Consider the following 12,088-nt stretch of genomic DNA (forward strand, 5'->3'; position numbering starts at 1 on the left):
AAGTGTTTGCCAGGGGGAGGGAATTCGCCAGAGCGGGAGATAAAAAAACAAAACCCCCGAATTTGCATTCGAGGGTTATCGGGAACATCGCGGAAATTACGCTTCGATAGCGGCGCGAAGTTTTTTCATGGCGTTCTTTTCAAGCTGACGCACACGTTCAGCGGAGACGCCGTAGCGGTCGGCCAGCTCCTGCAGCGTGGACTTGTTGTCTTCGTCCAGCCAGCGGGCGCGGATAATATCCTGGCTACGTTCGTCGAGGCCTTCCATTGCTGAAGTCAGCTTGTTCGCGGCCTGATCTTCCCAGTTATCCTCTTCAATGCCGTCAGCAAAGTTAGAGGTTTTATCCTGCAGATACAGAACCGGTGCCATTGGCTGGCTGTCAGAGCCGTCGTCGTCGGAGGACATATCGAAGGTCATGTCCTGCGCGGCCATACGGGATTCCATCTCACGCACGTCTTTACTGGATACGCCCAGCTCGCGCGCCACCATTTCAACTTCATCCTGATTGAACCAGCCCAGACGCTGCTTGGTTTTACGCAGGTTGAAGAACAGTTTACGTTGCGCTTTTGTCGTGGCGACTTTCACGATACGCCAGTTGCGCAGCACGTATTCATGAATTTCTGCTTTGATCCAGTGCACGGCGAAGGAGACCAGTCGCACACCCACTTCCGGGTTGAAGCGACGTACAGCCTTCATCAGACCGATGTTACCTTCCTGGATCAAGTCCGCCTGCGGCAGGCCATAGCCCGCATAATTACGAGCAATGTGAACAACAAAGCGCAGGTGAGACAGGATCAGCTTTTTCGCTGCTTCCAGATCGCCCTGGTAATGCAGCTTTTCAGCAAGCTCCTTTTCTTCCTCGGCCGTTAACATCGGCCAGGTGTTCGCAGCCCGGATATAAGATTCCAGGTTACCAACAGGGGCTAAAGCTAAAGTTTGCATTTCTTTGGTCATTCATTCCTCTCAATGTTTCTTCTGGTCCAGGCTGTCCCCATCAGGCAACAACCATGCCAAAGCGTTTGAGCCACGAGATTAGCATTCACTCTTTTATCAGACAGTGATTTTATCCACAAGTTCCAGGTGCAACGGTGAATAAATTACGCACAAATTGTGACATGGAGATGATAACAGGGGAAGAGACAACAGGGACGCTTTCCCTGCAGAGCGAACATCTCGGTGCAGGGAAAGATTATATCACGCTTTTATTAGTCGGGAGTAAAGTGACGTAAATGTTGCACGGTTGCCAGCCATGCTGCCACCCAGCCGATCATCGAGCACACCAGCAGCAGTAACAGGCACTCATCGAACCCTAAGCCGCTGATATCAAACTTCGTTCCGAAAACCTGCGCCACCTCGGTTACGGCAGAGGACAGCCGCATCACCAAAATTTCTGACAATATCAGTGAAAGAAATGCGCCGGAAAAACCGAGCAATGCGCCGCCGTACAGGAACGGACGCAGGATGAAGCCATCCGTCGCACCAATCAGTTTCTGCACGTTGATGGTGTCGCGACGCGCGAAAATGCTCAGGCGCACGCTGTTACCGATGACGAGGAAGACCGCCGCCACCATCAGCACACCAATCATCGCCGCCACGCGCCCTACCAGCCCGGTCAGCGCAGCAAGACGCGCAAACCAGCTGTCATCCATGCGCACTTCATCAATCCCGTTGATACGGGTGATGCGGTCACGCAGGGTGTTGAGCGAATCGGTCCCCTGGAAATCGAGTTTCGGGATCACCACCGCCACGGCCGGGAGGGGGTTCTCTTCAAGCATGTCCAGCGCACCGCCAAAGCCTGACCAGTTACGGAACTCACCCAGGGCTTCTTCACGAGAGAGATAATTCACTTTCTCTACGCCCTGTTCGGCCTGGATTTGCCCCACAACCTGCGCCGCTGCGTTATCGTCGAGCGCCTTATCCAGATAGACCGTGATCTGCGGAGAAGGATAGTACTGCGACGCCGCCTGGTTAACGTTTTTATAGACCATGTAGCAGACGCTTGGCAGCGTCAGGGAGATGGCAATCACCATCACCGTCAGGAACGTCGCCAGCGGTTTGCTTTTCAGGTCCTGCAGCGCACCGTGGAAGGCATAACGCACCTGCTCGTTGAACACGTTGGTTTTGCGGGAGTTCGGCTTAGGCGCCGCTTTCGCACGCTTTGGCGCATTACGATTGCCGTCACCGCCGCCCTGCGGCTTACGGAAGCGGTCAAACCGGTTTCCGAACTGCCGAATCTGGTTTATTGCATCACGCTTATTCACCGAGGCCTCCGTGCAAATGACCGTCGCTCAGGGTCAGCATGCGGTACGAACGACGGGAAATCAGCCCGATGTCGTGCGTCGCCATCAATACCGTCACCCCAACGCGGTTAAATTCCTCAAACAGACGCAAAATCCCTTCTGACAGGGCGTCGTCCAGGTTACCGGTCGGTTCATCCGCCAGCAGTACCGCAGGTTTGTTCACCACCGCACGGGCAATCCCCACACGCTGCTGTTCACCGCCAGACAGCTGGATCGGGAAGTTCTTCGCTTTGTCCAGCAGCCCGACTTTATCCAGCGCCGCAGAGACGCGACGACGGATATCATCATAGCTGGCACCGGCAATAATCAGCGGAATGGCCACGTTATCGAAAACGGTGCGATCCATCAGCAGGTGGTGGTCCTGGAAAATCATGCCAATCTGACGACGCAGGAACGGCACCTCACGTTTTTTCAGACGGCTAATATCATGGCCGCTGAACCAGATTTTCCCGGCGCTCGGCCGCTCGATCCCACAGATAAGCTTGAGCAGGGTACTTTTCCCCGCGCCGGAATGGCCGGTCAGGAATGCCATCTCGCCTGGCTGCAGGTGGAATGTCACCCCCTGCAGCGCTTGTCTCCCACCGAGATAGGCCTTGCTGACGTGTTCAAAGCGAATCATTGTTAGTCCTCTCGGGCAAATAGTGCCTCAATAAAGTCGTCCGCTTTAAACGGACGTAAATCCTCAATACGCTCGCCCACACCGATGTAACGGATAGGAATATTGAACTGATCGGCCACGGAGAAGATCACCCCGCCTTTCGCGGTGCCGTCCAGTTTGGTCAGCGTGATCCCGGTCAGCCCTACCGCTTCATGGAACAGCTTCGCCTGGCTGATGGCGTTCTGTCCGGTGCTGGCATCAATGGTCAGCATAATTTCATGCGGTGCCTCTTCGTCCAGCTTCTTCATGACGCGGACGATTTTCTTCAACTCTTCCATCAGGTGCGCTTTGTTCTGCAAACGCCCTGCGGTATCGGCAATCAGCACATCCACGTTACGCGACTTCGCCGCCTGAATAGCGTCAAAGATAACGGAGGCGGAATCCGCACCGGTATGCTGCGCAATCACCGGGATGTTGTTACGCTGGCCCCAGACCTGCAGCTGCTCAACCGCCGCCGCACGGAAGGTATCACCTGCCGCCAGCATTACCGATTTGCCCTGCTGCTCAAACTGTCGCGCCAGCTTGCCGATGGTGGTGGTTTTCCCCACACCGTTCACGCCAACCATCAGAATAACAAATGGCGTTTTGCCTTCAATATTAAGCGGTTCGTCAACTTTTGCGAGGATTTCGCCCATCTCGTCTTTCAGCAGACCGTACAGCGCTTCGGCGTCACGCAGCGCCTTGCGGCTCGCCCCTTCGGTCAGACTGGCGATGATCTTACGGGTTGTTTCCACCCCAACGTCGGCGATCAGCAGTTGCTCTTCCAGCTCTTCAAAGAGATCGTCGTCGATCTTCTTGCCGCGGAACAGACTGATAAATCCGGAACCTAAGTTTTCTTTGGTTTTGAGCAGGCTACGCTTCAGGCGGGCGAAGAAACCTTCTTTGGTGGGTTTTTCCTGCTCCTGAGCAACCTCTTCACCCTGCTCTGGTTGCGCTTCCACCGGCACGACGATAACCGCTTCTTCCGCCGCGTCTGCCGCCAGCGCCTGGGCTTCCAGCTCTTCGTCGGTAAGCGCTGGCTCGTCTTGTGCTTCTTCTTCCACCGCCTCAACAATTTCGACGGTTTCTGCCTCGGCCTGCCACTCCTGCGCTGAAACCTCTTCGGCTTTCACCTCTTCCGGCAGCGGCAACGTTTCATGCTCGATAATCGCCTGCGGCGTATCGATAACGTCTTCTACCACAACGGGTTCTGGCTTCTCGCTTTCCTGAACCTGTTCGGTAACTTCCACCACCTCTTCAGCAAAGGCTTCGGTCTCTTCTTTGCTGTGCGCGTGCTCTTCCGCGTCGACAACGGCGGCAGTTTCTACCGGCGTTTCAGGCTGAGACTGCTCTTCAACGGCTTGTTGTTCTTCGGTTTTCTGCTCTGTTTCTTGCTCTTTTTCACCGAAGCCCAGCCAGGAAAAGAAGCCACGTTTTTTTTGTTTTGCCATCTGCGACTACACTCCTCGCGGCGCTATATACATGGAAGCTAAAAAAATGATGAAATAGTCTAACACTTTACTTAATTGACATCACCGCCCGCAATCGCAGGCCAATTGTTAACAGAGCTTTCCAGAGATGAAGAAACCCAACCGCGCCCCAGCCGGTCAAATTCGTATTATCGGCGGCCAGTGGCGAGGCCGGAAATTACCGGTGCCGGATAGCCCCGGACTACGCCCAACCACGGACCGCGTACGCGAAACGCTGTTTAACTGGCTGGCTCCCTCAATGGTGGATGCCCACTGCCTTGACTGCTTCGCGGGCAGCGGCGCGCTGGGTCTGGAGGCGCTGTCGCGCTATGCCGCCAGCGCCACGCTGCTGGAGATGGAGCGCGGCGTTGCGCAGACGTTGCAGCAAAATCTGGCAACGCTGAAAGCGACCAATGCCAAAGTAGTGAATACCAACACACTGAGCTTCCTCGCGCAAAAGGGCACGCCGCACAACGTGGTGTTTGTCGACCCGCCGTTCCGCAAGGGGCTGCTGGAAGAGACGTTATCCCTGCTGGAAAACAACGGCTGGCTGGCGGATGACGCGTTAATCTACGTCGAAAGCGAAGTCGAAAATGGTTTACCGCCGGTCCCGGTTCACTGGGATCTGCACCGAGAAAAAGTGGCAGGTCAGGTCGCTTATCGTCTGTATCACCGTCAGGCACAAGGAGAATCCAATGCCAGTACTGATTAATGTGGGACGTTTGTTGATGCTGGGCGTCTGGGCATTTCTGCTCCTCAATCTGGTGCACCCGTTCCCGCGCCCGATGAACATCTTTGTGAACGTGGCCTTTATCTTTACCACCTTCATGCACGCCCTGCAGATGGTGATGCTGAAAAACGGCCTGCCAAAAGACGGTCCGCAGATGACCGGCTGGCAGCAGCTGCGCGTGTTTATTTTTGGCGTATTTGAACTGCTGGTGTGGATGAAGAAATTTAAGGCCCAGGCGAAGAAGTAAGGCGCCTCAAGCCTCAGCCTACCCCTCTCCCTGCGGGAGAGGGAACATTACCGATCTGGCGTAAACCCTTCAAACCGCGACCCTTTGTAACTCAGCATCCCTTTTTCTCCCACCGTCAGTTGATGGTACTGCTGCGCCTCCAGACGGTAGGTTATCTCCAGCCCGCCGGTTTCCGGCTTAAAGCTCGCTTCATAGCGCATGGTGGCTCCCGCCGGCGTAACCTGCTGCTGGCGCGAGCGTCGGTCATTGAGGGCTTTCTCGCGTTTATTGCTTACCACCACGCGTTTTTGCATCAACGGCGCGGCATCGTTGTCCGCCTTCTCACGGCGCTGCTGCACGAAACGAAAGGAGGCGGCAATGACGATAATCGCCACCACGATAACGAAAAAAAGCGGCATCTTGCTCATTCAAAAATCCCATCAGATTATACGGAATTCAGGATACCTTGCCTTCCCCGGCATTGCCAAACGCCTGCCCCCATCACTACACTGAAGAAGAAACTGATTATTCAGACTCAACAGTTACAGGGAGTTAATATGCTTTGGTCATTTATCGCTGTCTGTTTTTCCGCATGGCTTTACGTCGATGCATCCTATCGCGGCCCTGCCTGGCAGCGATGGTTGTTTAAACCCGTCACGCTGTTGTTACTCCTGCTGCTTGCCTGGCAAGCGCCCATGTTTAACGCCGTCAGCTATCTGGTTCTTGCCGGTCTGTGTGCGTCCCTGATTGGTGATGCCTTAACCCTGCTGCCGCGACAGCGCCTGCTGTATGCCGTTGGGGCATTTTTCCTGTCGCATCTGCTTTATACCATTTACTTCGCCAGCCAGATGACGCTCTCCTTCTTCTGGCCGCTACCGCTGGTGCTGCTGGTCATTGGCGCGCTGCTGATCGCGGTGATCTGGACGCGTCTGGAAGAGATGCGCTTGCCTGTCTGCACCTTTATCGCCATGACGCTGGTGATGGTATGGCTGGCGGGTGAACTGTGGTTCTTCCGTCCGACGGCACCGGCAATGTCCGCGTTCTTTGGTGCCACGCTGCTGTTACTCGGGAATATCGTCTGGCTGGGCAGCCACTATCGTCGCCGCTTCCGTGCGGATAACGCGATTGCCGCCGCCTGCTACTTTGCCGGTCACTTCCTGATTGTGCGTTCACTGTATATCTAAATAAGCCTTGACTCTGGAGTCGACTCCAGAGTGTATGCTGCGGTTAATGAGAAAATTATCATTACCGGAGACTGCCATGTCGACTCCAGAAACACCTAAAAAAGTTCCACAATTCTCGGCACTTAAGCTCAGCCCCGTTCCCGCGAAGGACGACTGCTGCTGCGACGGCGCATGCGAAACGCAAAACACGCTGCCGCTCCCGGAAAGCGCAAACCGCTACAGCTGGGTGGTCAACGGTATGGACTGCGCGGCCTGCGCCCGTAAAGTCGAAAACGCGGTAAAACAGGTCCCCGGCGTCAGCCACGTCCAGGTGCTCTTCGCCACCGAGAAGCTGCTGGTCAGCGCCGATAATGACATCAGCACGCTGGTTGAAGCCGCCGTCAGTAAGGCCGGTTACAGCCTGCGCAGCGAAACCGCACCTGTCGAAAAGACGTCAGCCCTGCGAGAAAACCTGCCCATTATCACCCTTATCATCATGATGGCCCTGAGCTGGGGTCTGGAGCAATTTAACCACCCGTTCGGTAACCTGGCGTTCATCGCCACGACGCTTGTCGGACTGTTCCCGATTGCCCGTCAGGCCGTGCGGCTGATGAAAAGCGGAAGCTGGTTCGCCATCGAAACGCTGATGAGCGTGGCAGCGATCGGCGCGTTGTTTATTGGCGCGACGGCGGAAGCGGCCATGGTGCTGTTGCTGTTCTTAATTGGCGAGCGCCTTGAGGGCTGGGCGGCGAGTCGGGCACGGAAAGGGGTCAGCGCGCTGATGGCGCTGAAACCGGAAACCGCAACGCGGGTGACGGGCAGCGAACGCCAGACGGTGGCAATTAACACGCTGCGCCCGGGTGATGTGATTGAGGTCGCCGCCGGCGGGCGTCTGCCTGCGGACGGTGAATTGCTTACCGCCACGGCGAGTTTCGATGAAAGTGCCCTCACCGGCGAGTCGATTCCGGTTGAACGCTCAGCGGGCGAGAAAGTGCCTGCAGGCGCCACCAGCGTCGATCGTCTGGTGCAACTCACGGTCCTCTCCGGACCGGGTGAGAGCGCCATCGACCGCATTCTGAAGCTGATTGAAGAGGCCGAGGAGCGTCGCGCCCCCGTTGAGCGCTTTATCGATCGCTTCAGCCGGATCTACACCCCCGCCATCATGCTGGTCGCCCTGCTGGTGACAATTATTCCACCGTTATTCCTGGGCGCAGCCTGGGAGGGCTGGGTTTATAAAGGTCTGACGTTGCTGCTGATTGGTTGCCCGTGCGCGCTGGTGATCTCCACGCCGGCGGCCATTACCTCCGGCCTGGCGGCCGCGGCGCGTCGTGGAGCGCTGATTAAAGGCGGTGCGGCGCTGGAGCAGCTGAGCCAGGTGCAACATATCGCCTTCGATAAAACCGGTACGCTGACGGTGGGTAAACCGCAGGTCACGGGCATTTATCCTCAGGGGGGTAGTGAAAATACGCTGCTCACCCTGGCCGCTGCCGTCGAACAAGGCTCCACCCACCCGCTGGCACAGGCAATAGTCCGCGAAGCGCAGTCGCGTGGGCTGGACATCCCTGCCGCCACCGCACAGCGGGCGCTGGTCGGGTCCGGAATTGAAGCCGACGTTGAAGGGAATAACGTCCTGATCGTTGCCGCGAATACGTTTCCGGCGGACGGGCTGAGCCAGCCAGTCCAGGCGCTGGAACAGGCCGGGCAAACCGTGGTGATGGTGGTGCAAAACGGCGTGGCGATAGGGATGCTGGCACTGCGTGACACGCTGCGTGACGATGCAAAAGACGCCGTCGCCGCGCTGCATCAACTGGGCGTGCAGGGGGTGATCCTCACCGGGGATAACCCGCGAGCCGCGGCAGCGATTGCCGGTGAGCTGGGGCTGGCGTTTAAAGCCGGGTTATTGCCTGCGGATAAAGTGCGCGCCGTAACGGAACTGAACAACCATGCACCACTGGCAATGGTGGGTGACGGAATCAACGATGCCCCGGCGATGAAAGCCGCCACCATTGGCATTGCAATGGGCAGCGGCACCGACGTGGCGCTGGAAACCGCCGACGCGGCACTCACCCACAACCGCCTGACCGGGCTGGCGCAGATGATTGCTCTGGCGCGCGCCACGCGGGCCAATATCCGTCAGAACATCGGGATTGCGCTGGGTCTGAAGGGAATTTTCCTGGTCACCACGCTGCTCGGTATAACCGGCCTGTGGCTGGCGGTGCTGGCGGATACCGGCGCGACGGTACTGGTGACGGCGAACGCGCTCCGCTTATTACGTCGACAATAACACGAGATGCCCTCTCCCACCGGGAGAGGGCGGAAAACGGCGTCACTGCATCCCTAACACGCGCGGCAGCCACAGCGAGATGGCCGGGATGTACGTCACCATCGCCAGCACCACCAGCAGCATGCCGTAAAACGGCAGCATGGCGCGAACCACATGCTCGATTTTCTGTTTACTTACCGCGCTCGCCACAAACAGCACCGAACCGACCGGCGGCGTAATCAGCCCGATCCCCAGGTTCACCATCATGATCATCCCAAAATGCACCGGATCGATGCCCAGCGAATTGGTCACCGGCAACAGCACTGGCGTCAGGATCAGAATGATCGGTGCCATGTCCATTAACGTGCCGATCAGCAGCAGCATGATGTTGAGATACATCAGGATCACGTACTTGTTATCGGAGAGCGAGGTGAAGAACTCGGTGATACGGCTCGGGAGCTGCATGTAGGTCATCACCGCGCCAAACGCCGCCGCAAAGCCAATCAGTATCATCACGATGGTGACGGTTTTCACCGTCCTGCACATCAGCTTCGGCAGCTCGTTCCACTTGTAGTCGCGGTAGATAAACATGGTGACAAAGAACGCCCACAGACAGGCCACGGCAGCGGATTCCGTTGCGGTAAATATCCCGGACAGTATCCCGCCGAGAATAATCACCACGGTCATCAGCCCCCACAGCGCGTCCAGCGTGATTTTCAGCGCCTGCTTAAAGGGAATTTTTTCCCCTTTCGGGTAGCCACGTTTGCGGGCAAAGCCCAGACACATTGCCATCAGGCTTACGCCGAGCAGCAGCCCTGGCAGCACCCCCGCGATAAACAGCGTCGCGATAGAGACCGTTCCGCCTGCCGCGAGGGAATAAATTACCGAGTTGTGGCTGGGCGGGATCAAAATCGCCTGTACCGATCCGCTGGCGGTCACCGCCGCCGCATAATCGCGTGGATAGCCCTTCTTCTCCATCTCCGGGATCATTACGCTGCCAATGGAGGCCGTATCCGCCACCGACGAGCCGGAAATCGCGCCGAAGAACGTGGAGGCCACAATATTCACCAGCGACAGCCCACCGCGAATAAAGCCAACAAACACGTAGGCGAAATTGACCAGCCGTCGGGCAATCCCCCCTTCCGCCATAATCGCACCCGCGAGAATAAAGAAGGGGATCGCCAGCAGCGTGAATTTATTCACCCCGCTGGTTATCTGAATCATCAGCGCCTCGAGAGGTAAATCTATCCACAACGCGCCCGCGACGGCGCTTAGCCCGACGGCAAAGGCCACCGGCATCCCCAGCGCCAGCAAAATGGCGAGGGTGAATAACAAAACGAATGCATCCATTGTTCACCCCTTAACTGTGATTGCCGATCAGCACGACGGGACGGTTTTCCTGCGAGCCAAACAGCAGGCGCTCAATCACAAACAGGATCAGAACGGCAGAGCCCACCGGCAGCGGCAGATAGCTCTCGCCGGAGGTCAGGACCGGAAATTCGGCGACCGGTTGCTCCCAGAGTTCGACGCACAGCCAGTAGCTGTACCAGAACATCAGGCCAGCGATCAGCAGCATCAGCAGATCAACGGCCCGTGCGCAGACGGTTTTTAACGACCCGGGCAGCCGGTCGGTGAGCATATTCACCGCAATGTGCGAACCGGCACGGTAGCTGACCGCCGCGCCGATAAAGGTGAAGGTCACCATGCAGATGATGGCAACCGGCTCCGGCCAGGATTCACCGCGGTTAAGCACATAGCGCGAAAAGATGCCGATGGGGATCACAATCGTCATCACCATCAGTGAGATGCCCGCCACGGCCATCGCCAGCAGGTAGAGACGGTCCATCCACTTCAGATAGAGTTCGGACATACGTACTCCGGTTACTTGACGTCAGCGATGGCTTTCATCAGATCCTGATGCTTTTCGCCATACTGGGCGCGCACCGGCTCTGTGGCTTTGATAAATACCGTTTTGTCGATCTCGTGGAACTGCACCCCGCCAGCCTTCATTTTTTCCAGCGCCTGGGCGTTATAGGCTTCCCACAACTTACGTTGTTCAAACTGGGCTTCACGGGCCAGGGTCAGGATCTTTTTCTGCTCGTCGGCGCTGAGTTTGTCCCACTTCACTTTTGAGTAGAGCAGCATTTCCGGGGTGATAAAGTGGCCGCTGAGGGTGTAGTTTTTGGCGACCGGCATATAGTTATGCGCGACATAGGTCGGTGGATTATTCTCCGCGCCGTCAATCACGCCAGTTTGCATCCCGCTGTAAACTTCGCTCACCCCCATTGCCACCGCGTTAGCACCCATATCTTTCAGCGTCGCCAGCGCCACCGGACTGCCCTGTACGCGGATTTTCTTCCCTTTCAGATCGTCGGGTTTAACAATCGGATCTTTGGTGATCAGGTTGCGGGTGCCGGAGTCCATCCAGCCGAGGAACACCAGTCGTGATTTCGGGTTGGCGGTCAGCTTATCGCCAATTTGCTTGCCGATATCCCCGTCGATCACTTTGTGCATGTGGTCTTCATCGCGGAAAACGTAGGGCAGCGTGAAGACTTCGATATCGGGCAGGATGGCCGCCACCGGCGCCATCGAGACGCGGATCATATCGATCGCCCCCATCTGCGCCTGCTCAATCATCTGTTTTTCATCCCCCAGCACGCCGCCGGGGAAAACCTTAATCTCCAGCTTGCCATCGGTTTGTTGTTTGAGTTTTTCACCCATTTGCTGAACCGCCACCACGTTCGGGTAGCCTTCAGGGTGCACATCGGCGGCTTTGATGGTTTGCGCAGCGACAGAGCAGGCAAAAGCGGAGAGGCACAGGGCGGCCAGTAACGGCTTGAGGGTCGTTTTCATCGGGTCAACTCCAGGGTAGTGAGATAAGCGTTAAAACAGTGTTTTATTTTTGTACGCTTAAAAACTAGACTACGGCCGGAAAAGCGGAGGTGAAGCGCCTCACAAAAGCGTGAAATTTTGAAACGATGGTTTAGAAAGGTTTTCTCCCTCTCCCGGTGGGAGAGGGTCGGGGTGAGGCCATCAGGCCGCATTTACCCCTTACGGATCACATACCGGTACGGCAGCGTTTCGGTCTGCTGTGCCACCAGCTCATGTTCCATAAAGGTACAAAAACCGGGAATGTCGCGGGTGGTGGCGGGGTCGTCGGCGATGATCAACAGCGTCTCACCGGTCTGCATGTTGCGCACGGTTTTACGTACCATCATTACCGGCTCCGGGCAGCGAAGGCCCTGAGCATCAAGGGTGTGGTCTGGGCTGGAAAACAGATCGGTCATGTTCTTCTCGGTC

The 12,088-nt window shown here is 56.8% G+C and carries 13 protein-coding genes; 4 read left to right on the forward strand and 9 right to left on the reverse strand.

What is annotated here, in order from left to right; translation table 11 throughout:
* Window positions 1–96 precede the first annotated feature (96 nt).
* From rpoH to ftsY, 4 genes are all read right to left on the reverse strand, one after another.
* Window positions 97–954 (reverse strand): RNA polymerase sigma factor RpoH, encoded by an 858-nt coding sequence (gene rpoH, locus BJ887_RS22535; protein WP_014172011.1) that lies wholly within the window; start codon window positions 952–954, stop codon window positions 97–99.
* A gap of 251 nt (window positions 955–1,205) precedes the next feature.
* On the reverse strand, window positions 1,206–2,261 hold the full coding sequence (gene ftsX, locus BJ887_RS22540; protein WP_014172012.1) for a permease-like cell division protein FtsX: 1,056 nt from the start codon (window positions 2,259–2,261) through the stop codon (window positions 1,206–1,208).
* Complete coding sequence (gene ftsE / locus BJ887_RS22545; protein ID WP_121340475.1) at window positions 2,254–2,919, reverse strand: cell division ATP-binding protein FtsE; 666 nt, start codon at window positions 2,917–2,919, stop codon at window positions 2,254–2,256. Before ftsE ends, ftsX begins: the two co-directional genes overlap by 8 nt.
* Before the next feature lie 2 nt (window positions 2,920–2,921).
* The gene (ftsY, locus tag BJ887_RS22550; RefSeq protein WP_044857784.1) at window positions 2,922–4,388 is read right to left on the reverse strand and encodes a signal recognition particle-docking protein FtsY; all 1,467 of its coding nucleotides are present in this window, start codon (window positions 4,386–4,388) and stop codon (window positions 2,922–2,924) included.
* 127 nt (window positions 4,389–4,515) lie between these two features.
* Between ftsY and rsmD the strand changes: the two genes are divergently transcribed.
* Entirely contained in the window at window positions 4,516–5,118 is a 603-nt protein-coding gene (rsmD, locus tag BJ887_RS22555) for a 16S rRNA (guanine(966)-N(2))-methyltransferase (protein ID WP_020884541.1), read from the forward strand.
* Window positions 5,102–5,383, forward strand: coding sequence for a DUF1145 family protein (locus tag BJ887_RS22560; RefSeq protein WP_014172016.1), 282 nt, complete (start codon window positions 5,102–5,104; stop codon window positions 5,381–5,383). The genes rsmD and BJ887_RS22560 overlap by 17 nt, the downstream gene beginning before the upstream one ends.
* Window positions 5,384–5,430: 47 nt before the next feature.
* Here the strand turns inward: BJ887_RS22560 and BJ887_RS22565 are convergent, their stop codons facing one another.
* Window positions 5,431–5,790, reverse strand: a complete 360-nt coding sequence (locus tag BJ887_RS22565; RefSeq protein WP_121340476.1) for a DUF2500 domain-containing protein — start codon at window positions 5,788–5,790, stop codon at window positions 5,431–5,433.
* A 129-nt stretch (window positions 5,791–5,919) separates the two neighbouring features.
* On the opposite strand from BJ887_RS22565, the gene BJ887_RS22570 reads away from it, so the two are divergent.
* Together BJ887_RS22570 and zntA are read left to right on the forward strand one after the other, a co-directional pair.
* Window positions 5,920–6,546: a lysoplasmalogenase gene (locus BJ887_RS22570; protein ID WP_014172018.1), complete on the forward strand. Its 627-nt coding sequence runs from the start codon at window positions 5,920–5,922 to the stop codon at window positions 6,544–6,546.
* Between the two features lie 76 nt (window positions 6,547–6,622).
* A complete protein-coding gene (zntA, locus tag BJ887_RS22575; protein ID WP_121340477.1) occupies window positions 6,623–8,809 on the forward strand; it encodes a Zn(II)/Cd(II)/Pb(II) translocating P-type ATPase ZntA in 2,187 nt (728 codons plus the stop codon).
* Window positions 8,810–8,851: 42 nt separating this feature from the next.
* Here the strand turns inward: zntA and BJ887_RS22580 are convergent, their stop codons facing one another.
* The 4 genes from BJ887_RS22580 to tusA all read right to left on the reverse strand — a co-directional run bounded on the left by BJ887_RS22580 (window position 8,852) and on the right by tusA (window position 12,075).
* Window positions 8,852–10,138, reverse strand: a complete 1,287-nt coding sequence (locus tag BJ887_RS22580; protein WP_014172020.1) for a TRAP transporter large permease — start codon at window positions 10,136–10,138, stop codon at window positions 8,852–8,854.
* 10 nt (window positions 10,139–10,148) lie between these two features.
* Complete coding sequence (locus BJ887_RS22585) at window positions 10,149–10,658, reverse strand: TRAP transporter small permease (protein ID WP_121340478.1); 510 nt, start codon at window positions 10,656–10,658, stop codon at window positions 10,149–10,151.
* A gap of 11 nt (window positions 10,659–10,669) precedes the next feature.
* On the reverse strand, window positions 10,670–11,641 hold the full coding sequence (locus tag BJ887_RS22590) for a TRAP transporter substrate-binding protein (RefSeq protein ID WP_014172022.1): 972 nt from the start codon (window positions 11,639–11,641) through the stop codon (window positions 10,670–10,672).
* 191 nt (window positions 11,642–11,832) lie between these two features.
* Window positions 11,833–12,075, reverse strand: a complete 243-nt coding sequence (gene tusA, locus BJ887_RS22595; protein WP_020884537.1) for a sulfurtransferase TusA — start codon at window positions 12,073–12,075, stop codon at window positions 11,833–11,835.
* Between the last annotated feature and the right edge of the window lie 13 nt (window positions 12,076–12,088).

Source organism: Enterobacter sp. WPR_3_1, from assembly GCF_003635055.1.
Classification (GTDB): Bacteria; Pseudomonadota; Gammaproteobacteria; order Enterobacterales; family Enterobacteriaceae; genus Enterobacter; species Enterobacter ludwigii.

Bases quoted from the DNA above. Each gene is read 5' to 3' on its own strand.
- ftsY (WP_044857784.1), bottom strand. From the start codon at position 4,388: ATGGCAAAACAAAAAAAACGTGGCTTCTTTTCCTGGCTGGGCTTCGGT.
- BJ887_RS22590 (WP_014172022.1), bottom strand. From the start codon at position 11,641: ATGAAAACGACCCTCAAGCCGTTACTGGCCGCCCTGTGCCTCTCCGCT.
- tusA (WP_020884537.1), bottom strand. From the start codon at position 12,075: ATGACCGATCTGTTTTCCAGCCCAGACCACACCCTTGATGCTCAGGGC.
- zntA (WP_121340477.1), top strand. From the start codon at position 6,623: ATGTCGACTCCAGAAACACCTAAAAAAGTTCCACAATTCTCGGCACTT.
- BJ887_RS22560 (WP_014172016.1), top strand. From the start codon at position 5,102: ATGCCAGTACTGATTAATGTGGGACGTTTGTTGATGCTGGGCGTCTGG.
- BJ887_RS22585 (WP_121340478.1), bottom strand. From the start codon at position 10,658: ATGTCCGAACTCTATCTGAAGTGGATGGACCGTCTCTACCTGCTGGCG.
- rsmD (WP_020884541.1), top strand. From the start codon at position 4,516: ATGAAGAAACCCAACCGCGCCCCAGCCGGTCAAATTCGTATTATCGGC.
- ftsE (WP_121340475.1), bottom strand. From the start codon at position 2,919: ATGATTCGCTTTGAACACGTCAGCAAGGCCTATCTCGGTGGGAGACAA.
- BJ887_RS22565 (WP_121340476.1), bottom strand. From the start codon at position 5,790: ATGAGCAAGATGCCGCTTTTTTTCGTTATCGTGGTGGCGATTATCGTC.
- BJ887_RS22580 (WP_014172020.1), bottom strand. From the start codon at position 10,138: ATGGATGCATTCGTTTTGTTATTCACCCTCGCCATTTTGCTGGCGCTG.
- BJ887_RS22570 (WP_014172018.1), top strand. From the start codon at position 5,920: ATGCTTTGGTCATTTATCGCTGTCTGTTTTTCCGCATGGCTTTACGTC.
- rpoH (WP_014172011.1), bottom strand. From the start codon at position 954: ATGACCAAAGAAATGCAAACTTTAGCTTTAGCCCCTGTTGGTAACCTG.